Here is a 25,749-nt window from a genome sequence, read left to right as displayed (position 1 = left end):
TAGAGGAGTCAACCTCGGCTTGCCGGGAACCAAGACACAAAACATTCAGAAGGGGGAGAAAATGAAGAAGTCTTCATTAATCTCAATTGTTGCCATGGCCGCAGCAGGCGCACTCATGCTTTCGGGCTGTAGCGCTTCCACCGGTGGAACAACGGCCGCCAGCAAGCGCGCCTGCGTTATCCTGCCCGACACCCAGTCGTCACCTCGCTACGAGGCAAGCGACCGCCCCGCTCTCAACGATGCTTTGACCGCCGCGGGCTTCGAAGCAGACATCCAGAATGCTCAGGGTGACACCGCTAAGTACGCCACGATCGCCGACCAGCAGCTCAGCAAGGGTTGCGGCGTCATGATCCTAGATGACCTTCAAGGTGCTGCCGTTACGGTTGCCACCAAGGCCAAGGCTCAGGGCATCCCGTCGATCGCCTACGACCGCCCCTTCGCCGGAGCTGACTACTACGTCTCCTTCGACAACGAGGCTGTTGGTGGCATTGAAGGTACCTGCATCGTTGACGGACTGAAGGCAGCTGGCGTTGACGCCAAGACCGCCAGTGTTGTTTACGTTGGCGGCGACCCCGCAGACGGTAACGCCAAGATGTTCCATGACGGTGCTGTCGCTGTCATGTCAGCTGCTGGCATCAAGCCCGCGTTCGAAACTCCCGGAACCTGGGATGGCGCCAAGGCTGGAACCGCATTCGAACAGGCTTACACCACGCTCGGTGGCAAGGTTGATGCAGTATGGGTCGCCAACGACACCAATGCTGCTTCCGTTATCACGATCCTCGACAAGAATGGCAAGACCATTCCTGTTTCCGGTCAGGATGCCTCGGTTGCCGGTCTTCAAAACGTCCTTCTGGGCAAGCAGACCTGCACCGTATACAAGCCCGCCAAGGTTGAAGCAGCCGCTGCTTCTGACCTCGCCATTCAGATTTTGAACGGCGCAACCCCCTCGGTGAGCAAGAAGCTCGCTGATGGAACCCCCTTCGTCGCGGTTACGCCCATCAAGATCGTCGCTTCGAGCGTCATTGATGTCGTCACGGCCGGCGATGCCAAGGCTTCTGAACTCTGCACCGCAGCCGTAGCTGCCGCGTGCACGATGTACAAAGTCAAGTAGAGCCACCCTCTGGGTCTTCCCGTCGACTCATCCTCGGCGGGAAGACCCTTTATTAACGCTTCCCCCAGCGCACACTGTGCGACAGAATTACCTTCACGCCATCGTCGGCGCGAGGAGCATCAAAGGAGATGGCATGGATACGCCACTGATCGAACTCGTCGGAGTCAAAAAGAGCTTCGGCCCCGTCGATGTCCTTAAGGGGATTGACTTCAAGGCCTACGCCGGCAAAGTCACCGCCCTTGTGGGAGACAACGGCGCCGGCAAGTCCACCCTGATCAAGGGGCTCTCGGGAGTGCAGCCTTTCGATGAAGGCACCGTGCGTTTTGACGGCCACGATGTCCACATCGTGAATCCCAAGCAGGCCAGCAACCTTGGCATCGAGGTTGTTTATCAGGACCTCGCTTTGTGCGAGAACCTGGACATCGTTCAGAACATGTTTCTCGGGCGCGAAGAAGTTGCCATGGGCACCCTTGACGAAGCAGCCATGGAATTTGCGGCTACCAAGGCATTGCAGAGCCTGTCCGTGCGCACCGTAAAGTCCGTTCGACAGAAGGTCTCATCCCTCTCGGGCGGTCAGCGTCAAACCGTCGCCATCGGTCGCACCGTATTGCGTAATGCCAAGCTCGTGATTCTCGACGAGCCCACCGCCGCCCTCGGCGTTGCCCAGACCGAACAGGTTCTCAACCTTGTCCGTCGTCTAGCCGATAACGGAATTGGCGTCATCATCATCAGCCACAACCTCGCCGATGTTTTTCAAGTCGCCGACTTCATTAGCGTTCTCTACCTGGGGGGGATGGTTGCCTCCCTGGCAACAGCCGACACGAACTACAACGACGTCGTTGGGTACATCACCGGCACCAAGTCCCTCGAAGGAGCAGCTTCATGAGCAACACTTCCCTGGCTACCGGCCACGAAGGAACCCTTCGCGATCAAGCGACCGCCTACTTCCAAAGAATTCGCAGTGGCGAAATGGGGGCCCTCCCGGCCGTCTCCGCTCTCATTCTTCTCGCGATTCTGTTCTCGGCCCTCAGCCCGTTCTTCTTGACAAAGCTCAACTTTGCCAACCTGTTCGTTCAGTCCGCCGAACTCGCCGTCTTGGCGTGCGCCCTCGTCTTTGTCTTGCTCCTCGGTGAGATTGACCTTGCCGCCGGGGTAACCGCCGGTGTCGGCATGGCGTTGTTCGTCGTACTGAATCAGAAGATGGGGATCGACCCCCTTCTCTCGGTCATCGCTGCGCTGGCCTTTGGCTCGCTCACGGGGTGGATCATCGGTTTCTTCGTGGCGAAAATCAGGGTGCCGTCCTTCGTCGTCACGCTGGGCTTCTTCTTGGGGTTCCAAGGGCTTCAGCTGATCATGCTCGGTGATGGTGGAATTTACCGCGTTGACATTCCTGCCATCCAGGCCATCATGAACAGCAACATGCCCGAGTGGGCCGGTTGGGGCATGCTGGCCATCATGGTTGTCGGTTCCTTCCTCATCGCACTGTGGGACCGCAGCCGTCGCACGCGCACGGGGTTGGCGACGCGTCCCATCTCAATGCTCTTTATTCGTCTCGCCTTTATGGCTGTTCTTGGCGGCATCGCTGTCGCCATCCTGAACGAAAATAGAAGCGTCTCCATCAAAGCAATCGCCGGTGTTCCGATTGTGATTCCGATCGTTCTCGTCATCGTCTTCATCGGAACATTCGTGCTTGATCGCACCTTATTTGGTCGTTACCTCTACGCTGTAGGTGGCAATCCAGAAGCCGGGCGCCGTGCCGGCATTGACGTTGCCAAGATTCGCATCGCTGCCTTCATGATCTGCTCAACGCTTGCCGTGGTCTCCGGGCTCCTGCACGCTAGCCGGATTGGCTCGGTGGAATCAACCGCCGGCCGAACCATCGTTCTCAACGGTGTCGCCGCAGCCGTCGTGGGCGGCGTCAGCCTCTTTGGCGGTCGCGGTCGCATGATGAACGCCATTGTCGGAGCGCTCGTGATTTCCATCATCGACAACGGCCTTGGTCTTATCGGCCTTCCCGCGGGCATCAACTTTCTCGTCACCGGTGGTGTCCTCGTCGGTGCTGCAACAATCGACGCCCTGTCGCGTAAGCGCAGTGGTGGCTCGATCCTAAGAACATAAAGGCCCTCCCTCCAGACGAACATTGCCCCTCGCCTTTTCTTTAGGTGAGGGGCAATGTTCGTCTGAAAAGACCATTAGTTTGCGAGGCGATCCTCAAGCCCCCACGCCTGGCCGTAGCCGCCTTCGGCCTCGGGGCGAGCCATGAGAGTCAAAAATGGTTCGGCGTCAAAGAACTCTGGTCCCACAACACCGGCGCCGCTCCACGCCCCTGTGGCGAGAAGTTCGAGTGCGATTACCGGGTTCAGCGCTGTCTGCCACACGACACACTGGGCCTCATATTCGGCCATCGTCCACTCGTTATCGCTCACGTGGTAGAGATACACTTCCCGCGGTTGGCCATCTTTGCCCGTTCCAGTGACCCACATTCCGGCACACGTCTTGCCCGTCATACGCGGGCCAATCGAGGCGGGATCCGGAAGACACGCTGCGACAACGTCACGCGGAGCCACCATGGCGGGGCCATCGGCGGTGCGAACCTTTACCGGAGTAACGGAATCCAAACCCAGCTGGTGCAGAGTCTTGAGAATGCCGATGAACTCGTTGCCCAGCCCGTACTTGAAGGTCACGCGCTGCGCATCCAACCAGCGCGGCATCATCAGTACTTCTTCGTGCTCGACGTTGACACACTCCACGGGGCCGATCCCCTCAGGGAACACAAACACCTCGGGCTCACTGAAGGGCTCGGTGGTGAACCAGCCCTTGTCCTTCTCCCAGATCACGGGAGGGTTCAGGCATTCCTCGATGGTCGTCCAAATGCTGAACGACGGAGCAAAGATTTCTTCGCCGTTGGCGTCGCGAACGACAAGGTTGGCACCGTCGCGCGTTCCCAGCTCATCGATGTGGCTGAAGAGGTGGTCGGCGGCATAGCGTGCAAACACGTTGGAGAGGCCGGGTTCAACACCGATGCCCACGAGGGCGAGGCGGTTGGCGGCCTCCCACTCCGCGGTGACAGCGAACTGCTCTTCGCCGAGCGTGACCCCAGTGAGTGAATACGGAGATGTCGGATGCGACTTCGACAGACTCATCGCCATGTCAAGGTAATTCGCTCCGGCGGCGGCAGCTCCCGCAAAGATGGTGGGCACGAACTTGGGCTCCACGGCATTCATCACGTGCGTTATCGAGTGACGCTGGGCAACCGCCGCGACGCTGCCGGGATCACTGGCATCGATACTGTCGGCAACGAACCGACCGGCGATGGCCGCAGCACCGTGACGCTCAGTCAGCCAGGCGATCGTGCGCTCGGCACGAGTGATGTCGAAGTCGGTCACCACCACACATTCGAAGAACGAACGGCGAGCAGCTATCTTGGCAAAAGCATCTCCGACACCACCGGCGCCGACAAGCAGAATTCTCATGACCTCGACGCTATCGGGGTTTTCGTTGTTTAATCCAACTTCTTCTACTCATTCCTCCATAATTCCCAGGTTTTTCTTCGAAATCCGCACATTTTGAGCATAAATACTCACGATTGACCCGTGCCGCATTCACGGAGCATCGAGGAGCCCACCGCAGACAACTAGGCTGGTTTCGTGGCAGCGAAGCGACTTTTCACCCTCCTCGGGCCCGCGCTCGTTGCCGGAGTCGCCTACCTCGACCCAGGAAACGTCGCGAGCAACATGACCGCGGGCGCGCAGTACGGATTCCTGCTCGTGTGGGTCGTCGTGGGCGGAAACCTCATTGCGTGGCTCGTACAATACCTCTCGGCCAAGCTGGGCATCGCAACCGGTAAGAGCCTCACTCAGCTCCTGGGCGAACGCATCCTTAACCCGTGGCTTCGCCGCGTCTACTGGCTCCAGGCCGAGATCGTGGCGATGGCCACCGACCTGGCCGAAATCATCGGCGGCGCCATCGCTCTCTACCTCCTGTTTGGAATTCCCCTCCTCCTTGGTGGTCTCATTACCGGGCTGTTGTCCCTCCTCCTGCTGCAGTTGCAGAATCGCTCCGGCTCTCACCGTTTCGAGCGGGCGATTATCGGACTCCTCGTTATCATCGCCGTTGGATTCGGTATCGGTGTCGTTGTCGCGCCCCCCGAGGCCGGTTCGCTCCTGGCCGGCCTGGTTCCCCGATTCGCCGACTCTGGATCGGTCTTGCTCGCCGCGTCCATCTTGGGCGCCACCATCATGCCGCACGCCATTTACGCCCATTCGGCCTTGACCCGAGATCGTTTTGGGCTCGTGAAGGCCGGACCCAATCGGTCGCACGTAATGCGGGCAACCCGCATTGACGTCACCATTGCACTCGTGATTGCTGGCAGCGTCAACCTCGCCATCCTCATAGTCGCTGCCGTAAACCTGACCGGACGAAAGACCGACAGCCTCGAGAGCGTTTACGTCGGGCTTGGGGCCACGCTTGGACCCGTCATCGCTATCATGTTCGCTATTGGACTCCTGGCGTCGGGCCTGGCCTCCACCTCCGTCGGAGCCTATGCGGGCGCGGAAATTATGAGCGGCCTTCTCCACGTGCGCATCCCACTACTGACGAGGCGCGTCATCACCCTCATTCCCGCTATTGTGATTCTCGCGGCCGGCGTTGACCCCACGTGGGCCCTCATCATGAGCCAAGTGGTCCTGTCCTTCGGTATCCCGTTCGCCCTCGTGCCGCTGGTTATTTTTACCCGCCAAAAGAGTCTGCTCGGAGCGGACGCGAACCGCTGGTTCACCACCGTGGCAGCCGTAATCGCCGTTGTCCTCATCATCGCGCTGAATTTTGCCCTGCTCTGGTTGACGTTCACCAGCTAGCAGGTTCGGACCCGACGAATGCCTAGCGGAATGCCGAAATGCCGGTGATGTGCTGACCGAGCACGAGGGTGTGCACCTCATCTGTTCCCTCGTAAGTGCGAACACTCTCGAGGTTGTTGGCGTGACGGATGGGCGAGTATTCGAGCAAAATACCGTTGCCTCCCAATACAGTGCGGGCCGAACGAGCGATCTCGATTGCCTCTCTGGTGTTGCTGAGCTTGGCCAGAGAAATCTGGTGCGGCTGAAGCTTGCCGGCGTCTTTAAGGCGTCCCAAGTGCAGTGCCAGCAACGTTCCCTTGTTGATCTCCACAACCATGTCCGCCAGTTTCTGCTGGGTGAGCTGGAAGCCCGCGAGGGGCCGGCCAAACGGCGTGCGCTCGAGTGAGTACGCCAAGGCGGCGTCGAAGCTGTCACGCGCGGCGCCCATCACACCCCAGGCAATGCCGTAGCGAGCATCGTTCAGGCACTCGAAGGGGCCGCGCAGTCCTCTGGCCAGAGGCAGCATGGCGCTTTCGGGTAGTCGCACATTGTCCAGCAAAATCTCGCATTGAATGGAGGCCCGCATCGACATCTTGGGCTCAATGACGGTAGCCACAAAACCGGCCGTTTTCGTGGGAACGACAAAGCCGCGAACACCTTCTTCGGTCATCGCCCAAATCACGGCAACCTGGGCCACGCTCGCCAGGCCAATCCAGCGTTTGGTCCCGGAAATTACCCAGTCGCTGCCGTCGCGGCGCGCGACCGTCTCCATCGTTCCAGGATCGGAGCCCGCGGCCGGTTCAGTCAAACCGAAGCATCCAATAGCCTCACCGGATGCCATTTTGGGAAGCCACTCATTTTTCTGTTCTTCGGAACCGAACTTCGCGATTGCCCCCATCGCGAGGGAGCCTTGAACGCTGACAAAGGTTCGCAAACCGGAGTCGCCCGCCTCGAGTTCCAGTGCTGCCAAGCCGTATTCGGTCGCACTTTTTCCCGGGCATCCGTAGCCCTTATGGTGCATCCCGAGCAGGCCGAGGCGAGCCATCTCTGGCACGATTTCGAGCGGGAATACCGCGTCGGCATACCACTTTTGAATATTGGGACGAATGGTCGCATCCACGAAATTACGAACCGTGTCGCGGAACGCGACCTCCTCGGCGGTGAGAAGAGATTCGATATCGAGAAGGTCTGAAGTGTCAGTCATGAGCGGTAATCCTCTGTTGTGTCCTTCCAGTATGGCCACGCAGTGACAACGCTTCCAGCACCACAATCACCGTTGTGAAGCGTTGGTGAGCCACCGCTTGACAGCATCGGAATGTTGCCCCAGTAATGGTGGTGCTTGGTGAGGCACTTCAAACGGTGGTTGCCACGTAATGGGATGGCGAATCTGGCGGGAGGCGACGGAACCATCGGCACGAACCACGTCCATGGTGGGTTCCAATCCCAGAGATTCGGCGAGCGCAATTCCGTCTTTGATCGTTCCGACTTTTCCCACGGGCACTCCGACAGCGGTCAGGCGCTCCTGCCAATGTGCGGCATCCCGGCGCCCCAGTCTCTCCTCCAACATGGCGATGAGGGCGGGACGATTGCGCACCCGCGCGCTATTGGTCGCGAATCGTTCGTCGCGTGCGGCATTGTCGATTCCCAAGACCTCCGCGAGCTTCACAAACTGACCATCATTGCCACAGGCCACAGCGAGCGGAACATCAGCGCACGCCAACAACTCATAGGGAGCAATTGACGGATGAGCATTTCCCAGGCGCTGGGGGACAACGTCGGCTCCCAAATAAGCCTGGGCTTGATTGGCCAAGGAACCCTGAAGACTCGACAGAAGGTTGACGTCAAGGTGCGCCCCGCGACCCGACGTGTGGCGCGCGTGCAACGCCGCCAAGATTCCGATCGTGGCATCCTTAGCCGTGAGCACATCCACCACGGCAACGCCCGCCTTCGTCGGCGGGCCGTTCGGCTCCCCGGTAATGCTCATGAGTCCGCCGACGGCCTGCACCATGAAGTCGTAGCCCGGGAGATGGGCGCCCCCAGCGGATCCGAATCCCGATATTGACACGTAGATAACGCGAGGGTTGACGGCCGCGACGGCCTCGTACCCCAGGCCCAATTGGGTCATTCCTCCGGGTTTGAAGTTTTCAATGACAACATCGGCCCGCGAGGCCAACTCAAAAGCCAAAGCGCGGTCACCGGCATCGGCCAAGTCCAGACACACGGATTCCTTGTTGCGGTTAACGCTGTCAAAGTATGTCGAGCCGGTTTCAGACGTGGGAGGACCCCAGCTTCTGGTGTCGTCTCCGGCACCAGGCTTCTCGACTTTGATAACCCTGGCCCCTAAGTCCGCTAACGTCATGGTCGCCAAGGGCCCGGCCAAGACGCGTGAAAAATCCGCCACGAGAATTCCGGCGAGGGGGCCAGCCGTTAGCGCGGTCTTTTGTGAACTATCCATGGTTGCTCCGTCGGTCGAGTGCCATCCATTAAATCTATCGCCCTGAACCGTGTGCGGGACTTTGTCACAATGAGTGTAAGAAACGGAGACAAAAGGTGTACCGGGAAAGTCATGGTTCGCGATAGTGTGTGCGCAATACGAAGTCATCTTCAGCTTTCAATGGCGAATTTTTGAGGGTACTTCTTCACGACTGTGAAAGGTCACAATGTCCGACAAAACTTCTCCACGCGCACACATGGGCGACGCTGAACATCTCAGCGCCCTTGGCTTCGAAGGCACCTACGAGCGATCGATGTCGCTGTGGGGAACCATGGCTCTCGGCTTCACTTACCTCTCCCCGCTCGTCGCGATTTACGCTTACTTCGCCTACTCTCTCTCGATTGGCGGCCCGCCGTCCGTCTTCTGGATCGTCATCGTGGGCGCCGGCCAGTTGCTGGTCGCCCTCGTCATGGGGGAAGTGGTGTCGCAATACCCTATCGCCGGCGGAATCTACCCTTGGGCGAGACGCCTGTGGGGCAGACGCTACGCGTGGATGGCAGCCTGGGTTTACATCTGGGCCATGATTGTGACGATCACCGCCGTGGCCGAATATGGCAGCGGATTCTTGGCGAACCTCGTCGGGATTCCCCTCGATGAGAATGGCCTACTCCCGGCCGGCTGGACTCTCGGCCTCACAATCGTGCTGCTCGTAATCGCCCTGTTGTTCAACTTGGGCGGCACAAGAATGACCTCGCGCGTCGCCCGCATCGGCCTTGCTGCCGAACTCACCGGCGTCGTCGGCCTTGGCCTCTATCTCCTCATCTTTGACCGTAAGAACGACTTCAGCGTCTTCTTCGATTCGTTCGGCAAGGGTGACGGCAACTACATGGGTGCCTTCGTTGGTGCCGCCCTCATCGGTCTCTTCATGTTCTACGGTTTTGAGGCCTGCGGTGACGTAGCCGAAGAAGTAGCGGATGCGTCGCGTCGCGTTCCCCGCGCCATGTACCTCACGATCTTCGTGGGGGGCGTCTCGGCTCTCATGTCTTTCGTTGGCTACGTGCTGGCTGCGCCCAACCTGGCTGCCATCGTGAGCGGCGAAGACCCCAACCCCATTCCGTCCATTCTGGAATCAGCTCTGGGCCCCGTTGGTGAGAAGATCTTCTTGGTCATCGCCTGCATGGCCTTCCTCTCGTGTGTTTTGAGCCTTCAGGCTGCCGCCAGTCGCTTGCTGCACTCCTTCGCGCGTGACGGAATGCTTCCCGCCAGCACGTGGCTTGCCAAGCTCTCGCCTCGTACGCAGGTGCCGACAAACGCCATCGTTGTGGCCAGCGTCATCCCCATGGTCATCGCGGTGATCGTCTTTGTTCTGCCGGACACTCTCGTTCAGATCACGTCGTTTGCCGTTCTCGGAATTTATGTTGCCTTCCAGGCAATCGTGTTGGCCTCGCTGCGTCAGCGTTTCATGGGCTGGAAACCCGCCGGGCCCTTCAGCTTGGGCGCGTGGGGCATGGTTGTCAACATTGGTGCTTTGATTTACGGCATCATCGCGATCATTCTGCTCTTGCTGGGAGCGACGTTTAGCCTGATGGATAACTACGTGACGTGGATCGGTCTCGTCGTTGTTCTCGTCGTCGGCGCGCTCTACCTGTTCATTGCCCGCCCCGACAAGAAGTCGACTTCTCCTGAGGGCGATGCCATTGCGGTGGCAGCAAAGATGCGCGCCCACGTCGGCTAGTTTCAGCTCATGCTTGTGGGGTCTCGCGAAAACGCGGGGCCCCACAATTTTTTTGCCCCCGAGCTTCGCCAATTGGCGCATACCTGTCCACAGGCGGCATCCAAATGTGGCACGATGAAACATGCCGAAACCCCTTCTTGACCTTCCCCGCCTCGACGGCAAGCGTGCCATCATCACGGGAGCCAACTCCGGACTAGGGTTTGAAACCGCTCTTGTTCTGAGCGCACTCGGCGCCGAGGTCACCTTGGCAGTACGAAATACCGTTGCCGGCGCTGCCGCCGTGGACCGCATCCGCACCCACCAGCCGGATGCTCGACTGGCAGTTGAGCCGCTCGATCTGGCGGATCTCGCCTCTGTTCGCGCTTTCACTGCCGCCCAGACGGACACTCCCCTCGATATTTTGATCAACAATGCGGGCATTATGGCACCGCCGTTTTCGCTCTCCGTAGACGGTATCGAGTCGCAAATGGCCACGAACCACGTGGGCCATTTCGCCCTCACGGCCGGCCTGCTCCCCGCTCTCCTTCGCGGCTCGGGAGGTCGCGTCGTCAGCCTGTCCTCGGTGGCTCATCGCCGCGGAAGCTTCACGACCGCGTCGGTTGACGAGGTCCGGGGAACCGACATTGGGTACTCTGCCTGGAATCGCTACGGCACCACCAAACTCGCCTGCCTGATGTTTGCCCTCGAACTTGATCGCCGGGCAAAAGCAGCGAATATTCCGATCGTGTCCGTCGCCGCCCACCCTGGCTGGGCCAGCACAAACTTGCAGAAGGGCGGCAACGAGCGCGCAAACTTCTTGGCGCAAAGTGCGGCCACGGGGGCGCGCTCGCAAATTTTGGCGTCCACATCCTTAGGCCTCTCCGGTGGTGAGTTCATCGGACCTCGGCTCGAAATCTGGGGAAAGCCCCGAATCTTTACCGGGATGCCCCGCGCCTACGATGAATCACTGGCAGACGCCCTCTGGGCCTCCACGGAAGAACTCATGGGAACGACGTTTGCTCTCTGATACCGGTCACCGCCCCATCCGGGTCATCTTTCTCGTCTTCTATGTGGAGGCCTGGGATTCTCTCGATAGCATTTACCGGGCGATGCTCGCCGATCAACGTTTTGACCCCCTCGTCATTACCATCCCGCGCAAGCTGACCGGCTATGACGACTTCACGGACGAACCCCTGATTAGCAAATTCTTCACCGAACAGGGCATTGTTCATGAACGTTTCTCCGATGAGGACAGTCTGATCGGCCTTGAACGGCTCAAGGAGCTTGATCCCGATTATCTGTTTCTGAATTACCCGTGGCAGCGCAATTACCAGCCCGGTTATCAGATTGAACAGCTCATTCAGTTCACTCATGTTTGTTATGTGCCGTACTTCACGAGTTCTCTCGTGCAGGAACCTGATTTCGACGGAATTGCCCCCCACCAATACACGCAACCTACACATCGACTCTCCCACATGATTTTTCTTCAGGATGCCGAGGTCGCCTCGGCCTTTGTCGAAGCCGATTATGGCAACCAGATCTATCGCACGGGAACTCCCAAAATCGATGCTTTGCTCGAAAGTGCCGCCAAGACCGCCCCCTTCTGGCCTCTGGATCGCCGGCTCGACTCAGGCGAGGCTCCCTTTCGGCTCTTATGGGGTCCGCACCATTCCTACGGACCGAACTGGCTGAATTTCGGCGTCTTTGCCGACTTGTGCAACGACATGCTGGAGTTTGCGCGAACCCATCAACACATTGACGTCGTGCTGCGGCCGCACCCGTTTCTTTTTGGGACGTTGACCGATCGTGACCTGATGACCCCTGGTGAACTCGCTGAGTGGAAGACCGCTTGGGCAGCTTTGCCCAACACAGCCACGCAGGAAAGTGCAAGCTTTGCGGCGATCTTTCTCGCCTCCGATGCCCTCCTCACGGACGGCATCTCGTTCTTGGTGGAGTACCCCCTGGTCACGGGTACCCCTGCGATCTTCTGGGAAAAGAGCGAGCATTGGGCATTTACCCACACCGGGATTCTCGCGGCGGCGGCCTCCATCAGGGTGACAGCGATGGACGAGTTTGCAGCGACAATCGCGGCAGCAGAAGCGGGACTCTTGCCCACACACTCTGAAGAAATAGCGGAGCTATTAGCGTACGTGAGCCCCTATCCGGGGCGGGCTGCGGCGAGCATTATCGAACTCGTCGCCGAGGACTTTGAGCGTTAAGAAAAAGGGCGCCATCCCCGCGAAGGGATGACGCCCAATAGTTTTCTACAAGAAGACTACTTGAGGGTTACAGTGGCGCCAGCTTCTTCAAGCTGTGCCTTTGCCTTCTCAGCGGTCTCCTTGTTGACACCCTCAAGGACGGGAGCAGGGGCGCCGTCAACGACAGCCTTTGCCTCGCCAAGACCAAGGCTGGTAAGGGCGCGCACCTCCTTGATGACCTGGATCTTCTTTTCGCCAGCAGACTCGAGAATGACGTCAAATGAGTCCTTCTCTTCGACTACCTCAGCAGCGCCACCAGCAGCGGGGGCTGCTGCAGCGGCTGCGGGTGCAGCAGCGGTGACCTCAAAGGTCACCTCAAATGCCTTGACGAACTCGCTGAGTTCAATGAGCGTGAGCTCCTTGAAAGCTTCGATGAGCTGCTCGGTTGTGAGCTTTGCCATGATTACTCCTAGTTTTCTTTTGATTCGTTGAAAAATGCGACCAGCTAGCTAGTGCTAGTTGGAAGACTCTTGCTTCTGACGCAGAGCCTCGACCGTACGAACGGTCTTGGACAGCGGCGCTGTAAATAGGTATGCGGCACCGAATAGCGAGGCCTTGGCGGCACCGGCGAACTTCGCCAGCAACACGTCACGCGACTCGAGATCGGCGAGCTTTCCAACCTCTTGAGCGGAAAGAGGCTTACCGTCAAAGTAGCCGCCCTTCACGATCAGAAGAGGGTTTGCCTTGGCAAAGTCACGTAAAGCCTTAGCTACGGCGACAGCGTCACCGTGCACGAAAGCGATAGCCGACGGGCCAGCAAGCTGGTCGTCGAGACCCACGATGCCGGCCTTAGCGGCGGCAATCTTGGTCAACGTGTTCTTTACCACGGCGTAGGTTGCGTGCTCACGAATTGATGTGCGCAGCTCCTTGAGCTGTGCAACCGTGAGACCGCGGTACTCGGTGAGCAGTACGGCGTTTGAGCTCTCGAATTTCTCCGTGAGTTCTACGACCGAAGCTTCCTTGTTCGCCATGGCGCTCCTTTGGTTTCTCACACCCCGCTTGTGCGAGGTGTTTCAGCCAAGACCACCGGCCCAACAAAAAAGCTCCGGCACAGGGCCGGAGCGAGAAGAGAACGTCAGAAGACGAATGTCAATCACATCAGAGCCTGCGCGGGTTTTCGTGTAAACGAGTTTTTTACCGGATGTGGCCCTCTTGCGAGAACACAACCGATAACCAGCGGTCTTTGGTTTCTCCTAGCGTACGGGAGAGGAGGGGTGCGCGCCAAATCGATAGAGTTGTACTACCCCTCCCTTATTAGCGCCGTTGCTCATTTACCGGGCTCCGGCTTGTCACGAAATTGAGGCAACTCGTGAACGCAGTTGTAACGCTGACCCCTGCCCCCGTGCTCGACCGCACTTATCTGGCCGAAAGCCTCATTGCGGGCAAAGTGAATCGCGCCTACGAGGTGCACGAATACATGAGCGGTAAGGGCCTCAACGTTGCCCGCACTCTCCACCTCGCAAAGCGCCCCGTTTCCGCCGTGCTCCCGATTGGAATGCAAGACCAATATCTGCTTTTCACGACGCCGTTCCCACAGATCATGCGCATCATGCCGGTTCAAGGGCGCGTGCGAGTCAACACCACCGTGGTCGAACGTGGTGGCCGAACCACCAATATCAATCAGCAGGCCATTCCGTTCTCTGCCGAAGACTGGCGCAATGTCGTCGAGCTGACTCTGGAACAGGTCAGCGACATGAACGCCGACTGGCTCGTCGTCTCGGGGATGCATCCCAAAATGACCGATACCGGTCTCCCCATTGACCTCACGGAGCTTTTCACGCGCGCCCGCAACCTCGGCGCCCGCGTGGGCCTGGATACCAGCGGCCCCGAGCTGAAGCACTGGGCCAGAAGCGGCTTTGCCAACCTCATCAAGCCCAACGCCGACGAGTTAGCATCCCTCGTGGGCCGCCCACTAACCACGCTCGGTGATGCTATCGAGGCGGGGCGCGAGCTCATCTCCGGTGGACTCGAAATTGCCCTCGTGAGCCTGGGCCCCGACGGAGCCGTTGCGATTACCGCGGATGATGTCGTCTGGGCGAGCGCCGTGGCGCCATCCATCGTTAACACGACGGGAGCCGGCGATGCGTTCTTAGCCGGGTTCTTGAGCCAGGTCATCTCGCCCGAAGCATCCACCAAGGCCAACGAGCAAGGAACTCTTCCCGAACTGGATATTCGCACGGCGCTCACCACAGCGGCTTCGTGGGGCGCCCTCGCGGTGTCCCTCCCGACGACCCTCATCAATAGTTTCGATCGGGCTCCCGTTGCCCAGTTGCGCGAGGTTGACGAGAGTCACCTGCTCAGCGAGACGGCAATCGTTCGCTACTAGCCTTCGTCTCTGGGGCCTAAGCCAGCGGCAAACTGACCCGAAACTCAGTGCGGCCCGGAGCGGAGGCCACGGCCACCAAACCGTGGTGCGCGGCAACAACCGCCGCCACGATGGCAAGGCCGAGGCCCGTACTGCCGGTGGCTCGCGTGCGGGAGGCATCCCCGCGGGTGAACCTCTCAAAAAGAGAAGGAATATCGGCTTCGAGAATTCCGGGACCGTTATCGGTGACCGTCAGCACGACGACGCCGTTTGCTGTCTTCAGCGCCACGTCAACCCGGGATCCCGCCGGAGTATGAACCCGCGCATTGGCCAGCAAGTTGACCACGACCTGATGAAGCCGGGCCGAGTCACCGGGAACCTCGATGGGTTCCTCCGGAAGATCGACGTGCCACTCGTGGTCAGGACCCGCGGCGTGAGCGTCACTGACGGCATCCACGATGGTGCGCGAAAGATCAACGGACACGCGCTCCAGTTCACGGCCTTCATCGAGTCGGGCAAGAAGCAGGAGGTCCTCAACGAGGCCCGTCATGCGTGTTGCCTCAGATTCGATGCGGGTCAGCGAGTGCCGAACGTCATCCGGAATCTCGGCGCCGCCGCGACGCGTGAGTTCCGCATAGCCGCGAATGGAGGCAAGCGGTGTTCGCAACTCATGGCTTGCATCCGCTACAAAACGACGAACTTTGTCTTCGCTCGCCTGGCGAGACGTGAGGGCGCGACCAATGTGCCCGAGCATGACATTGACAGCATTTCCCACGCGCCCGACCTCGGTTCGCGCGTCGGAATCCCGTTCATCGATGCGCTCGGCAAGATCGACTTGGCCCTTATCGAGGGGTAGTTCCGAGACGCGCGTTGCCATTGCCGCGACCCGCTCGAGCGGTCTCAGCTCCCAGCGAATCAGCAAACGCCCCGCGACAACGGTGGCCCCGATGCCGAGCACCGACACAATCAAAATTACGAGAATAAGTTGTTCCGTCGCGGCGTTAACCTCCCCCAATGGCAACCCAATGACCAACGATTCGGACCGCGGCCCGGCAATGGCGACAACGCGGTAGTCCCCGAGGTCTTCGATGTGCACGCTCGCCGGCGAGGATGCCGGGGTGACGTCACGCAAGTGCGCGAGAGAGCTCGCTTGGGAAGAATCGGTGGTTCCAATGAGGGAAACACTGCCGTCGCCAGTCAGAATACCGGCACTCACGGTTGTTGCATTGACGACTCCGACGAGGGTTCCCGCGGCTTGGCCAGGCGCCAGGAGCGCTCCCGAGGCATGGTCATCGCCGTCCGGAACAAACGGCCCCCCTTGCCGGGGATCCTTATCGACCGCATTCTGCGACCGGTTTACGGCAGCGCCCAGCTGGGTGTCCAGCCTTTCGATCAGGAAGCTACGGAGGGCGAGCACACTCACGACGCCAATCAGAAGAGTCGCGAGCACCAGCAAGGCCGCGACCGTGAGCGTGAGCCGACGGCGCAACGTCCACGGGGCTCGAAGCGTGACACCGTTCCCAAAGGGGCCCGGCTTGAGCGATGCTGGCATGGTTACTCCGCCGACTTCAGCATGTAACCCGCACCCCGAACCGTGTGGATCATGGGCCTGGCATCCGCATCAATTTTCTTGCGGAGGTAGGAAATGTAAATCTCGACCACACTGGAACGCCCACCGAAGTCGTAACTCCACACGCGATCCAGGATCTGTGATTTGCTGAGCACGCGTTTGGGGTTTCGCATCAGATAACGCAGGAGCTCAAATTCGGTAGCCGTGGTGTCAATGGGGCGGCCAGCACGGCGAACCTCGTGGCTGTCTTCGTCAAGTTCCAGATCTCCCACAACAATAACGGGACTCCCGTTGACGTCAGCGGTCAAGGTGGAACGACGAATGAGGCTGCGCAAGCGCGCCACCACCTCCTCAAGGCTGAAGGGTTTGGTCACGTAGTCGTCGCCCCCGGCTGTCAGCCCTGCAATGCGGTCGTCGAGCGCGTCCTTGGCCGTGAGAAAGAGAACGGGCACGTCAGAACCATCGGCTCGCATGCGTTGCAAGACCTGCAACCCATCGATATCGGGCAACATGATGTCCAGCACCACGGCATCCGGTTTGAACTCACGCGCGGCGGCGATGGCCTTCATGCCGTCGGACGCCGTTCGAATCTCCCAGCCTTCGTAGCGCAGGGCCATCGAGAGAAGGTCGGTGAGGGACGCCTCGTCATCCACGACGAGTACCCGGATAGCGGTTCCATCAGCACGGGTGAGCCGCACGGGACGTGCTGTTTGAGCGGAGGCGGAGGCGGAGGCAAAGTTATCTGTCATGGCTCTTTCCATTATCCTCATCTATCTATGAGAATCCTATGAAGTACCCATGACATTGCTGATGCTTCCCGTCTGCGGCGAGCGCGACTATCGATCTCGGTCAACGCTGAGAGAATAAAAGTGTGACTCCCGCCTACCTCTCTCGCATCGTGACAGATGGTACCGACAAAGGTGAATGGATGCGGGCCCGTGCTCGCGGCATCACCGCCACCGATGTTGCCAAGCTCACGACCAAAGCCTCGATTCTGGCGACAGCCACCGAAAAGCTCAACGGTTCGAGCTTCGGCGGCAATGCCTACACCGACCACGGCAAGCTGCGGGAGCCGATTATTGCGAGCTGGGTTCTCGAGCACTACGACATCCAGTCTTCTCAGGCCCTGTTTCACTCCGAAACTGAGCCGCGACACTTGGCGACTCCCGATGGCATTGGCATAACGGATGCCGGCGGGGTCGAGCTCTGCGAGATCAAAACAACGGGTAAGCCGTGGGCGCGCATCCCCGCCGGGTATCTCCGTCAAGTCTTCTGGCAGCAGTACGTTTTGGGTGCCGAGCGCACCCTCCTCGTCTGGGAGGAACATCGTAACTTCGTGCCGGTCAGCTCGACCCCCCGCCACACCTGGATCGACCGCGACGACCGCGAGATCACGCGTCTGGTGGGTCTCGCCAACGACTTGATCATGGAACTCCACGTTCGCACCCGTCGCTGACACACACCGCTTTCCGCCGATCTCACGGCGGCGTTGAGTCAAGTCTCATCGAGACTGCACCAAATCCGAGTTCCCGTGCCGCGGGTCCAAGCGGTCAATGCAACACCTGAGAATTGAAGGGTGTTGATTGATATCGCGGATCCATATTCTGAGCGGATGCTCGGAAACGTTGTCCACAAGTTATGGGACTTGAAACAGGCCGGGCTTTCAGCTGAAGACATAGGTCCTCTTATCGGTTGGAATGCCTCGACCGTGCGCAAACACGTGAAGGAGAACGGTGGCATGCGCCCCCGATGGGGGCGCAATCTGAAGGGCCGATCTTTGACGATGGGAGAACGCCAAACGATTTTGGCGTTGCACGCGACGCAGGGCATTCGAGCGATTGCCCGCGAGTTGGGTCGTTCACCGTCAACGGTCTCGCGGGAGTTGAAGCGACACGCTGCCGCGTATTCCAGTCGTCGGGCAACAACGGCTCATGCGCGGGCTTTCGAGAATGCTCGGCGTCCCAAGGTCGCTAAGCTCACCACGAATGAAGCTCTCCGTGAACGCGTTCAGGCGGACTTGAAACAATGTTTCTCCCCGGAGCAGATCTCTGGCCGCCTGCGACGAGACTTCCCAAACGATGCGGAGATGCAGGTGTCACACGAAACGATTTACCAATCCTTGTATTTACTGGCCCGCGGGGGCCTTAAACGCGAGCTGGTAACCCAGTTGCGAACGGGGCGGACCACGCGTCAACCCAATAGGCGACCGGGCGAGCGTCGAGGAAAAATCCCGGACATGATCATGATTGTTGACCGCCCGCCTGAAGCCGCTGATCGGGCTGTTCCCGGGCATTGGGAAGGCGATCTCATCGTTGGCAAAGACATGAAGAGTGCTATCGGCACCGTCGTTGAACGTCGCTCCGGCTCTGTGATCCTTGTTCATCTACCCCCGGGCCAAAACCGGGTTGAATCCGTCCGTGACGGGCTTATCGAAAAGATGGGTGCTCTCCCTGATCAGATACGGCGCACCCTGACCTGGGACCAAGGAAAAGAAATGCACCGCCACAAGGAAGTCAGTATCGCCGCCGATATCGATATCTACTTCTGTGACCCTCACTCGCCTTGGCAGCGCCCTACGAACGAAAACACTAACGGGTTACTTCGACAATATTTTCCCAAGGGCACTGACCTGAATATTTATTCTCAGGATGACCTTGACCGTGTTGCTTTTGAAATGAACGAACGCCCCCGCAAACGATTGGACTTCGCAACCCCGAATGAGATGATGACGGAACTACTGTTGCGCTGACCGCAAGAATCCGCCCCCTTAAAAGCCGGATTTGGTGCAGTCTCAGTGATGCTTCCCCCGACAGAGTCGGATTTCGTGCGGTTTCGGCGGGATCTCGCGCGCAAGTCGGATTTGGTGGTGTCTCGACGGAAGTGGCAACAGGCTGGAGGTCGCGAATGAACGTCGCTAGTAGCGGGGGGCGGACTCCAGCGCCGTGAGGAACGCGTCGTTGGCGGCGGGTTCGCCAATGGACACCCGGATGCCATGCCCGGTGAACGGTCGCACGATGAGGCCGAGATTCGCGAGGTGAGTGTTGAGGGCATCCGTCATGTCGCCGGCCGGAAGCCACACGAAGTTCGCCTGCGAATCCGGAGATTTCCACCCAGCAGCCGCCAGTGAAGCGCGCACCCGGTCGCGCTCGGTAATCAGCACGTCCACACGCTCCTGCAACTCGTCCTCGGCGGCCAAGGAGGCGACACCGGCGGCCTGAGCGATGTCGGTGAGCGCGAACGGCATCGCCACCTTGCGCAACCCCTCATGCACGTCATCGCGCACGATCGCGTAGCCGAGGCGTAGGCCCGCCATTCCATAGGCCTTCGAGAAAGTATGCAAGACCGCCACGTTCTCGAATTCGTGAAACAGCTCAATGCCCCGCTCGGCCTCCGGGTCATTGGTGAAATGAACGTAGGCCTCATCGATGACGACCAAAATGTCATCCGGAACCTGGGCGAGGAAAGCGTGCAACTCGTCATGGCGTACGACCGTGCCCGTGGGGTTGTTGGGCGTGCAAATGAAAATGACGCGGGTGCGCTCGGTGATGGCGGCGAGCATGGCGTCGAGGTCATGCCGGTGATCGGCCGTCAACGGAACCTGCACGGGTGTCGCCCCGGCGCCGGAGACCAGCAGCGGGTAAGCCTCAAACGAGCGCCACGCAAAGATAACTTCGTCGCCATCCCCGGCGAAGGCACGGATGAGCTGGGCCGCTGATTCCACCGACCCACCGCCGAAGGCAATCTGTTCGGGCAAGACTCCTTGTCGAGCGGCGATGGCAAGCGTGAGCTCAGGCGCCGCCATGTTGGGGTAGCGCTCGATGTGACTCGCGGCACGGGCTATCGCCTCCAGGACGGAGGGTAACGGCGGGTACGGGTTCTCGTTCGAGGAGAGTTTGTACACCGGGCCAGCCCATCCGTCGACCGTGGACTTACCCGGGCGGTATGAGGGGATGGCGGCAATGTTGCTGCGCTGCGTAATCACATCATCAACGATAGAGGAAAGGAGAACGGGCCCACCGCGTTAGCGATGAGCCCGTTTCGTGAAACTAATGAAACTAGATAACAGCTTTAGATAACTGTCTTAGATAACCGTGACGTCCAAGGGGATGCCGGGGCCGAACGTCGTCGACACGGCACCCTTCATGATGTAACGGCCCTTGGAGGACGAAGGCTTGACGCGAACGATCTCATCCAGTGCTGCGGTGATGTTCTCATTGAGCTGGTCAGCAGTGAAGCTCGCCTTGCCCACGATGAAGTGGATGTTCGAGTGCTTGTCTACCTTGAACTCGATCTTTCCACCCTTGATGTCGGCAACAGCTTGACCCACGTTGGGGGTAACCGTTCCGGTCTTGGGGTTTGGCATCAGGTTGCGGGGGCCGAGGATCTTTCCAAGGCGACCAACTTTACCCATGAGCTCAGGGGTCGAAACTGCCGAGTCAAAGTTGACGTAGCCGTTGGCCACCTTCTCGATGAGCTCGTCGCCACCGACCTCGTCAGCGCCAGCAGCAAGAGCTGCCTCGGCTGCGGGGCCCGTTGCGAACACGATAACGCGAGCGGTCTTGCCGGTGCCGTGGGGCAACATGACGGTTCCACGAACCATCTGGTCTGCCTTGCGGGGGTCAACACCCAGCTTGAGGGCAACCTCAACGGTGGAGTTGAACTTGGCGGAACCGGTTTCGCGAGCAATGCCTACGGCCTCGGTGGGGGAGTAAAACTTTCCAGCCTCGATTTTCTCGGCTGCGGCGCGGTACGCCTTGGACTTCTGTGCCATCTTGAATCTCCTGATTCGAGAGTGTGGTTATGAACGAACCTGGCGGGCTCTACCACAATGAAATTTGGAAGCATCCCTGAGGATGCGGGTGAATCAACGATGCTGCCTCGCGTCAACGAGGAGATCGCGATTCGAGATCTATTCGACCGTGACGCCCATGGAGCGAGCGGTGCCGGCGATGATGAGCTTTGCAGCCTCAACGTCGTTGGCGTTCAGGTCAACCATCTTCTGCTCAGCGATCGTGTGCAGCTGTGCCTGTGTGAGGCGAGCAACCTTGACGGTGTGAGGAGTTCCCGAGCCCTTAGCGATACCAGCAGCGGCCTTAATGAGCTCGGCTGCGGGTGGGGTCTTCAGGATGAAGTCGAACGAGCGGTCTTCATAGACGGTGATCTCAACGGGGATGATGCTTCCACGCTGGGCTTCTGTCGCAGCGTTGTACTGCTTGCAGAATTCCATGATGTTGACGCCGTGCTGACCCAGTGCGGGGCCGATGGGGGGTGCTGGGTTTGCGGCACCGGCCTTGATCTGAAGCTTAATCAGACCTGTGACCTTCTTTTTCGCTGCCATTTTATTTCCTTCTTTTGTGATGTCGAACTCGCCGGGGTTCCGACGGGCTCTCCCGAGCGCTCATGGGTTCTGAGCACCGGTGGTCTAGTGCGTTACGAAGCTATTGCTTTACGACTCTATTGCTTAGCGACCTGGTCGAAGCTGAGCTCGACGGGGGTCTCACGCTCGAACAGCGATACCAGCACGGTGAGCTTGCCGCTTTCGGGCTTGATTTCGTTGATTGTGCCGGGGAGGCCCGCGAACGAACCTTCCTTGATAACAACGGTCTCGCCAATTTCAAAGTCGATCTCGGCGATGGGAGTACGCGCAACCGCCTGGCCGCCGCGTCCTTGAATGGCCTTGGCTGTCGGCACATCTTTGACCTCAACGAGGCTCTTGAGCATCGAAAATGCTTCTTGGAATCGCAACGGTGTGGGGTTGTGCGCGTTACCGACGAAGCCGGTAACGCCGGGGGTGTGACGGATGCATGACCAGCTATCTTCGTTCAGCTCCATGCGAACGAGAACGTAGCCGGGGATGCGCACGCGGGTGACCATCTTGCGCTGGCCGTTCTTGATCTCGACAACATCTTCCATGGGAACTTCAATCTGGTAGATCGAATCGTTCAGCTGCATCGACGTGCGACGGTTCTCAATGTTGTGCTTGACCTTGCGCTCGAAACCTGCATACGAGTGAATCACAAACCACTTGCCGGGCAGGGTACGAAGTTCGGCTTCAAACTCGGCGTACGGATCAGCTTCAACGTCTGTGTCAATGACCACAGAGTCGCCTTCTTCTGCGTCGACTTCTTCTTCGTCTTCAATGGCTTCGATAGCTGCGACGGCCTCATCGGCGGTATCAATGTCTAAAGCGTCGTCAATCACGGCGTCGGCTTCGACATCAACAATGCTCGGAGCATCGGCCTCACTGATGGCGTCAAGCGCCGCCTCAAGCTGCTGTTCGTCGCGGGTTGTGTCAGTCACGTCGTTAATATCCATATCTATTGGTGAAAATCTTGGGGGACGTTAGGCAGCCGGTGTGCCGAATACGACCACCACGACCCAGCCGAACACCCAGTCCATGCCCGAAACGAGCAACATCATGATGATGACGAAAACCAGCACGACACCCGTATAGCTCAAGAGCTCTTTACGGGTAGGCGCGACGACTTTTCGAAGTTCTTGAATTACTTGGCGAAGGAACAAGGCAATCCGCGAGAAAACATTGCGCTTTGAAGCGCTGTCCTGCTTGGCGCGCGCAACGACGTCCTCGCCGGGTTCGTCAGCGACGATTTGTGCCATGTTTTTTACCTTTCACTGTGCAGGGCGGACAGGACTCGAACCTGCAACCTGCGGTGTTGGAGACCGCTGCTCTACCAATTGAGCCACCACCCTCGGCGTGTTCAGGATCGAACACTAAAGGTTGTACAACTTTTGTTCACATAAATCTCGCGAAATATGTGCGCCCTAAAGAGGGCACGCAAAAGCATGGCATTTTTCAACCACTTCGCACAAGTGTAGGTCGTAGCAGGCCCTTCTGTAAAGCTGAGCTCACTCCCATACACTTGAGAACGTGCCTGAATTGAAGCGAATTTCTTCCCGCATTTCCGCGATCGCCGAGTCGGCGACCCTCAAGGTCGATTCCAAAGCGAAAGCACTCCAAGCCGCGGGGCGCCCCGTCATTAGTTTTGCCGCCGGAGAGCCTGACTTTGTCACGCCCGCGCACATTGTCGAAGCCGCGCGCCTCGCCCTGGAAGACCCCAAGAACTTTCGGTACACACCGGCTGCCGGACTCCCTGACCTGCGCGAAGCCATTGCGGCCAAAACCCTGCGCGACTCGGGCCTGAAAGTAGAGCCCAGCCAGGTGGTTGTCACCAACGGTGGCAAGCAAGCCGTCTACCAAGCCTTCGCCACGCTTCTTGATCCCGGCGACGAAGTGCTCGTGCCCACTCCCTACTGGACCACGTACCCCGAGGTCATCAAGTTGGCCGGTGGCGTTCAAGTCGACGTGTTCGCCGGGGCCGAAGCCAACTACCTCGTCACCGTGGACCAACTCGAGGCCGCCCGCACCGATCGCACCAAAGTGCTGCTTTTCGTCTCGCCCTCGAACCCCACGGGCTCCGTCTACTCCCCCGAACAGGTGAAGGCTATTGGCGAATGGGCCGACCTTCACGGTCTCTGGGTTATCAGTGACGAGATTTATCAAAACCTGACCTACGACGGTATCAAGGCTGTTTCCATTGTGGATGCCGTTCCCGCCCTCGCCGATCGCACCATCCTGGTCAACGGTGTCGCCAAAACGTATGCCATGACCGGATGGCGTCTGGGCTGGATGGTCGGCCCCACCGATGCCATCAAGGGCGCCGCGAACCTACAGTCTCACCTCTCGAGCAACGTATCGAACATCTCGCAACGTGCCGCCATTGCCGCACTGAACGGCCCGCAAGATTGCGTCGAAGAAATGCGCCTCGCATTTGACCGTCGTCGCAAACTCATTGTGGGCGAGCTCAACAAGATTGACGGCTTGCACACGCCCACGCCGCAGGGAGCGTTCTACGTGTATCCCGATGTCTCCGGTCTGTTGAACCGCACGTGGGGTGGAGTGACTCCGACCAGTTCGCTCGAGTTGGCGGACCTGATTCTTGATAAAGCCGAAGTCGCGGCGGTTCCCGGAGAAGCCTTTGGGCCCAGCGGTTACCTGCGCTTCAGTTACGCCCTTGGCGACGAGGCCCTACTTGAGGGCATCAGCCGCCTGCAGAAGCTCTTTCGCGACTAAGCGCCCCGTGGGAAATAATCTCGGCGCCATCCTGACCCTTTTCCAATTTGCTGGAGGGGCACTAGCCGCCGCCGGCCTCGTGCTCTTCCTCATCGGCCTGATCCCCACAAAATCCGGCATCCACCACATCCCCCACACCCTGGGGCTCATCTTTCTGTGGACCGGTGGCGGAATTCTCGTTGCCGCCATTGTGGCCGATGTCGTCCAGCTTGGACTGAGTTAAATCTCCAGACCGATGAGGTTGGGTTCGGGCCGCAGGATCAGGCCAAAGTGTGACTGCACCAGAGCCTGCACGTAGTGGGCAAGCCCTGCAATGTCATCGGATGTTGCGCCACCGCGATTCGTGATGGCCAACGTGTGTTTGGAGGAAATAGCGGCACCGGACCCAGGGACGCCAAAGCCCTTTTTAACGCCGGCGGCTTCGATGAGCCACGCCGCGCTGAGTTTCACGAGCGCGGGGCCCTCGAGGCCGGGAAACAGCATTGGCGAGGAACCGTCGAGGGGCGTGACGCGCTGAGCAATCGGTGCCGCAACCGGATAACGGGGAGCGTCGGCGGGCAGTGTGCGCGCAAAGCTCTCCGTGACGATGGGGTTGACGAAGAACGATCCGACGCCAATGGTGTCGGTATCGCTCGGGTCGAGCAGCATGCCTTTGCTCGCGCGAAGAGCTAGAACGGCTTCACGCACGCGAGAAAGTTCGGCGCGATCCCCAACGGCGACGCCGAGGGCATCCGCTAATTGTGGGTAGGCGATGGGCAACGAAAGCGCCGTGGCATCGCTCACGGCATCGGAACGCCACGAAGGGGTGAGGGCAAAGTCAACGGAGAGAACCACGCCGAGCCGTCCACGCTTGAAAATTGAGTCTCGATAGGCGAAACCCAGTTCGGCGGCGGGAATGGATTCGACCTCACCTGTGAGGTAGTCCAGAAACTCGACGGAAACGATGACGTCGGCTACCTCTTGACCGTAAGCCCCGATGTTCTGCACGGGGGTGGCACCGGTGGAACCGGGAATTCCCGAGAGCGCCTCGATGCCGGCGAGTCCATGGGTGACCGCAAAAGAGACGACTGCATCCCACGGTTCCCCGGCCTGAACTCGAATGATGATGCTTCCGGCGTGGGAGGTTGGCGCATCTGGGCCTGAGGCGGCACACCCTTCGGGCACAATGTATGAGGTACTGGTTTCAGAGATGCCTCGTGTTGATATCAGGATGACCGTACCGTCGAACCCTTCGTCGGCAACAATGGTGTTCGACCCGCCACCGAGGAGTAGCCAGGGTTCGTTCGACGCCCAGACATCGAGTGAGGTCTCGACGAGTTGCTCAGGGGTGGTTGCCTCATGGAGCTCCCTCGGCGCCCCGCCGACGCGAATCGTTGTCAGGTCGGCGAAGGTTCGGGGTGAGGATGTCATCGGCGTGAGAGGTAAAAGGA

General features: G+C 59.3%; 25 protein-coding genes and 1 tRNA gene. 12 read left to right on the top strand and 14 right to left on the bottom strand.

The genetic code is table 11. From position 1 onward, the window contains the following. The 3 genes from FB555_RS10040 to FB555_RS10030 all read left to right on the top strand — a co-directional run. Positions 1–1,111, top strand: a 1,111-nt coding sequence (locus FB555_RS10040) for a substrate-binding domain-containing protein (protein ID WP_343046455.1), incomplete at its 5' end; no start/stop codon positions are given. A gap of 133 nt (positions 1,112–1,244) precedes the next feature. Further along, positions 1,245–1,997: an ATP-binding cassette domain-containing protein gene (locus FB555_RS10035; RefSeq protein ID WP_182485339.1), complete on the top strand. Its 753-nt coding sequence runs from the start codon at positions 1,245–1,247 to the stop codon at positions 1,995–1,997. Then, a complete protein-coding gene (locus FB555_RS10030; protein WP_182485338.1) occupies positions 1,994–3,229 on the top strand; it encodes a sugar ABC transporter permease in 1,236 nt (411 codons plus the stop codon). The genes FB555_RS10035 and FB555_RS10030 overlap by 4 nt, the downstream gene beginning before the upstream one ends. A 74-nt stretch (positions 3,230–3,303) precedes the next feature. On the opposite strand, the gene FB555_RS10025 is transcribed toward FB555_RS10030, so the two are convergent. After that, positions 3,304–4,584 carry a saccharopine dehydrogenase family protein gene (locus tag FB555_RS10025; RefSeq protein ID WP_182485337.1) on the bottom strand — a complete coding sequence of 427 codons (1,281 nt, stop codon included), beginning with the start codon at positions 4,582–4,584 and terminating at the stop codon, positions 3,304–3,306. Between the two features lie 174 nt (positions 4,585–4,758). On the opposite strand from FB555_RS10025, the gene FB555_RS10020 reads away from it, so the two are divergent. Next, positions 4,759–5,967: an Nramp family divalent metal transporter gene (locus FB555_RS10020; protein WP_182485336.1), complete on the top strand. Its 1,209-nt coding sequence runs from the start codon at positions 4,759–4,761 to the stop codon at positions 5,965–5,967. Positions 5,968–5,989: 22 nt separating this feature from the next. Here FB555_RS10020 and FB555_RS10015 read toward each other — a convergent pair whose 3' ends face one another. Beyond that, a complete protein-coding gene (locus FB555_RS10015) occupies positions 5,990–7,150 on the bottom strand; it encodes an acyl-CoA dehydrogenase family protein (protein WP_182485335.1) in 1,161 nt (386 codons plus the stop codon). 66 nt (positions 7,151–7,216) lie between these two features. Then, positions 7,217–8,401 carry a CaiB/BaiF CoA transferase family protein gene (locus FB555_RS10010; RefSeq protein WP_182485334.1) on the bottom strand — a complete coding sequence of 395 codons (1,185 nt, stop codon included), beginning with the start codon at positions 8,399–8,401 and terminating at the stop codon, positions 7,217–7,219. A 205-nt stretch (positions 8,402–8,606) separates the two neighbouring features. Between FB555_RS10010 and FB555_RS10005 the strand changes: the two genes are divergently transcribed. The 3 genes from FB555_RS10005 to FB555_RS09995 all read left to right on the top strand — a co-directional run bounded on the left by FB555_RS10005 (position 8,607) and on the right by FB555_RS09995 (position 12,313). Next, positions 8,607–10,115, top strand: coding sequence for an APC family permease (locus FB555_RS10005; RefSeq protein WP_182485333.1), 1,509 nt, complete (start codon positions 8,607–8,609; stop codon positions 10,113–10,115). A 121-nt stretch (positions 10,116–10,236) separates the two neighbouring features. After that, entirely contained in the window at positions 10,237–11,121 is an 885-nt protein-coding gene (locus FB555_RS10000) for an SDR family NAD(P)-dependent oxidoreductase (RefSeq protein WP_182485332.1), read from the top strand. Then, positions 11,111–12,313: a hypothetical protein gene (locus FB555_RS09995; protein WP_182485331.1), complete on the top strand. Its 1,203-nt coding sequence runs from the start codon at positions 11,111–11,113 to the stop codon at positions 12,311–12,313. The genes FB555_RS10000 and FB555_RS09995 overlap by 11 nt, the downstream gene beginning before the upstream one ends. 56 nt (positions 12,314–12,369) lie before the next feature. Here the strand turns inward: FB555_RS09995 and rplL are convergent, their stop codons facing one another. Together rplL and rplJ are read right to left on the bottom strand one after the other, a co-directional pair. After that, a complete protein-coding gene (rplL, locus tag FB555_RS09990) occupies positions 12,370–12,753 on the bottom strand; it encodes a 50S ribosomal protein L7/L12 (protein WP_182485330.1) in 384 nt (127 codons plus the stop codon). Between the two features lie 54 nt (positions 12,754–12,807). Then, positions 12,808–13,323, bottom strand: coding sequence for a 50S ribosomal protein L10 (gene rplJ, locus FB555_RS09985; protein ID WP_182485329.1), 516 nt, complete (start codon positions 13,321–13,323; stop codon positions 12,808–12,810). 338 nt (positions 13,324–13,661) lie between these two features. Between rplJ and FB555_RS09980 the strand changes: the two genes are divergently transcribed. Next, complete coding sequence (locus tag FB555_RS09980; RefSeq protein ID WP_182485328.1) at positions 13,662–14,678, top strand: PfkB family carbohydrate kinase; 1,017 nt, start codon at positions 13,662–13,664, stop codon at positions 14,676–14,678. Positions 14,679–14,694: 16 nt separating this feature from the next. On the opposite strand, the gene FB555_RS09975 is transcribed toward FB555_RS09980, so the two are convergent. Continuing rightward, the gene (locus FB555_RS09975) at positions 14,695–16,209 is read right to left on the bottom strand and encodes a sensor histidine kinase (RefSeq protein ID WP_182485327.1); all 1,515 of its coding nucleotides are present in this window, start codon (positions 16,207–16,209) and stop codon (positions 14,695–14,697) included. Positions 16,210–16,211: 2 nt separating this feature from the next. Beyond that, entirely contained in the window at positions 16,212–16,976 is a 765-nt protein-coding gene (locus tag FB555_RS09970) for a response regulator transcription factor (RefSeq protein WP_182485326.1), read from the bottom strand. Positions 16,977–17,098: 122 nt separating this feature from the next. Here FB555_RS09970 and FB555_RS09965 point away from each other — a divergent pair, with 122 nt between their 5' ends. Together FB555_RS09965 and FB555_RS09960 are read left to right on the top strand one after the other, a co-directional pair. Continuing rightward, complete coding sequence (locus tag FB555_RS09965) at positions 17,099–17,683, top strand: YqaJ viral recombinase family protein (protein ID WP_343046454.1); 585 nt, start codon at positions 17,099–17,101, stop codon at positions 17,681–17,683. 282 nt (positions 17,684–17,965) lie between these two features. Continuing rightward, positions 17,966–18,976 (top strand): IS30 family transposase, encoded by a 1,011-nt coding sequence (locus tag FB555_RS09960; protein WP_182484242.1) that lies wholly within the window; start codon positions 17,966–17,968, stop codon positions 18,974–18,976. A gap of 165 nt (positions 18,977–19,141) precedes the next feature. Here the strand turns inward: FB555_RS09960 and hisC are convergent, their stop codons facing one another. The 6 genes from hisC to FB555_RS09930 all read right to left on the bottom strand — a co-directional run bounded on the left by hisC (position 19,142) and on the right by FB555_RS09930 (position 22,938). Further along, positions 19,142–20,209, bottom strand: coding sequence for a histidinol-phosphate transaminase (hisC, locus tag FB555_RS09955; RefSeq protein ID WP_343046453.1), 1,068 nt, complete (start codon positions 20,207–20,209; stop codon positions 19,142–19,144). Positions 20,210–20,308: 99 nt separating this feature from the next. Then, positions 20,309–20,998: a 50S ribosomal protein L1 gene (rplA, locus tag FB555_RS09950; RefSeq protein WP_182485325.1), complete on the bottom strand. Its 690-nt coding sequence runs from the start codon at positions 20,996–20,998 to the stop codon at positions 20,309–20,311. A gap of 138 nt (positions 20,999–21,136) precedes the next feature. Continuing rightward, positions 21,137–21,565 (bottom strand): 50S ribosomal protein L11, encoded by a 429-nt coding sequence (rplK, locus tag FB555_RS09945; RefSeq protein ID WP_182485324.1) that lies wholly within the window; start codon positions 21,563–21,565, stop codon positions 21,137–21,139. Between the two features lie 116 nt (positions 21,566–21,681). Next, positions 21,682–22,542, bottom strand: coding sequence for a transcription termination/antitermination protein NusG (gene nusG / locus FB555_RS09940; RefSeq protein WP_182485323.1), 861 nt, complete (start codon positions 22,540–22,542; stop codon positions 21,682–21,684). 27 nt (positions 22,543–22,569) lie between these two features. Further along, on the bottom strand, positions 22,570–22,845 hold the full coding sequence (gene secE / locus FB555_RS09935) for a preprotein translocase subunit SecE (RefSeq protein ID WP_182485322.1): 276 nt from the start codon (positions 22,843–22,845) through the stop codon (positions 22,570–22,572). 20 nt (positions 22,846–22,865) lie between these two features. Further along, positions 22,866–22,938 (bottom strand) — tRNA-Trp (locus FB555_RS09930). A 178-nt stretch (positions 22,939–23,116) separates the two neighbouring features. On the opposite strand from FB555_RS09930, the gene FB555_RS09925 reads away from it, so the two are divergent. Together FB555_RS09925 and FB555_RS09920 are read left to right on the top strand one after the other, a co-directional pair. Then, the gene (locus FB555_RS09925; protein ID WP_182485321.1) at positions 23,117–24,319 is read left to right on the top strand and encodes an aminotransferase class I/II-fold pyridoxal phosphate-dependent enzyme; all 1,203 of its coding nucleotides are present in this window, start codon (positions 23,117–23,119) and stop codon (positions 24,317–24,319) included. Between the two features lie 7 nt (positions 24,320–24,326). Next, entirely contained in the window at positions 24,327–24,542 is a 216-nt protein-coding gene (locus FB555_RS09920) for a hypothetical protein (RefSeq protein ID WP_182485320.1), read from the top strand. On the opposite strand, the gene FB555_RS09915 is transcribed toward FB555_RS09920, so the two are convergent. After that, positions 24,539–25,729 (bottom strand): UDP-N-acetylmuramate dehydrogenase, encoded by a 1,191-nt coding sequence (locus FB555_RS09915; protein WP_182485319.1) that lies wholly within the window; start codon positions 25,727–25,729, stop codon positions 24,539–24,541. The genes FB555_RS09920 and FB555_RS09915 overlap by 4 nt on opposite strands. Between the last annotated feature and the right edge of the window lie 20 nt (positions 25,730–25,749).

The sequence above is a fragment of the Alpinimonas psychrophila genome (assembly GCF_014137865.1).
Taxonomy (GTDB): domain Bacteria; phylum Actinomycetota; class Actinomycetes; order Actinomycetales; family Microbacteriaceae; genus Alpinimonas; species Alpinimonas psychrophila.
The sequence above is the reverse complement of the archived record's forward strand: the minus strand, read 5'-3'. Positions and strand labels throughout refer to the sequence as shown.

Excerpts from the sequence above, each read along its gene's own strand:
- FB555_RS10035 (WP_182485339.1), top strand. The coding sequence starts at position 1,245 with ATGGATACGCCACTGATCGAACTCGTCGGAGTCAAAAAGAGCTTCGGC.
- FB555_RS10030 (WP_182485338.1), top strand. The coding sequence starts at position 1,994 with ATGAGCAACACTTCCCTGGCTACCGGCCACGAAGGAACCCTTCGCGAT.
- FB555_RS10025 (WP_182485337.1), bottom strand. The coding sequence starts at position 4,584 with ATGAGAATTCTGCTTGTCGGCGCCGGTGGTGTCGGAGATGCTTTTGCC.
- FB555_RS10015 (WP_182485335.1), bottom strand. The coding sequence starts at position 7,150 with ATGACTGACACTTCAGACCTTCTCGATATCGAATCTCTTCTCACCGCC.
- FB555_RS10010 (WP_182485334.1), bottom strand. The coding sequence starts at position 8,401 with ATGGATAGTTCACAAAAGACCGCGCTAACGGCTGGCCCCCTCGCCGGA.
- FB555_RS10005 (WP_182485333.1), top strand. The coding sequence starts at position 8,607 with ATGTCCGACAAAACTTCTCCACGCGCACACATGGGCGACGCTGAACAT.
- FB555_RS10000 (WP_182485332.1), top strand. The coding sequence starts at position 10,237 with ATGCCGAAACCCCTTCTTGACCTTCCCCGCCTCGACGGCAAGCGTGCC.
- rplL (WP_182485330.1), bottom strand. The coding sequence starts at position 12,753 with ATGGCAAAGCTCACAACCGAGCAGCTCATCGAAGCTTTCAAGGAGCTC.
- rplJ (WP_182485329.1), bottom strand. The coding sequence starts at position 13,323 with ATGGCGAACAAGGAAGCTTCGGTCGTAGAACTCACGGAGAAATTCGAG.
- FB555_RS09975 (WP_182485327.1), bottom strand. The coding sequence starts at position 16,209 with ATGCCAGCATCGCTCAAGCCGGGCCCCTTTGGGAACGGTGTCACGCTT.
- FB555_RS09970 (WP_182485326.1), bottom strand. The coding sequence starts at position 16,976 with ATGACAGATAACTTTGCCTCCGCCTCCGCCTCCGCTCAAACAGCACGT.
- FB555_RS09960 (WP_182484242.1), top strand. The coding sequence starts at position 17,966 with ATGCGCCCCCGATGGGGGCGCAATCTGAAGGGCCGATCTTTGACGATG.
- rplA (WP_182485325.1), bottom strand. The coding sequence starts at position 20,998 with ATGGCACAGAAGTCCAAGGCGTACCGCGCCGCAGCCGAGAAAATCGAG.
- rplK (WP_182485324.1), bottom strand. The coding sequence starts at position 21,565 with ATGGCAGCGAAAAAGAAGGTCACAGGTCTGATTAAGCTTCAGATCAAG.
- nusG (WP_182485323.1), bottom strand. The coding sequence starts at position 22,542 with ATGGATATTAACGACGTGACTGACACAACCCGCGACGAACAGCAGCTT.
- secE (WP_182485322.1), bottom strand. The coding sequence starts at position 22,845 with ATGGCACAAATCGTCGCTGACGAACCCGGCGAGGACGTCGTTGCGCGC.
- FB555_RS09915 (WP_182485319.1), bottom strand. The coding sequence starts at position 25,729 with ATGACATCCTCACCCCGAACCTTCGCCGACCTGACAACGATTCGCGTC.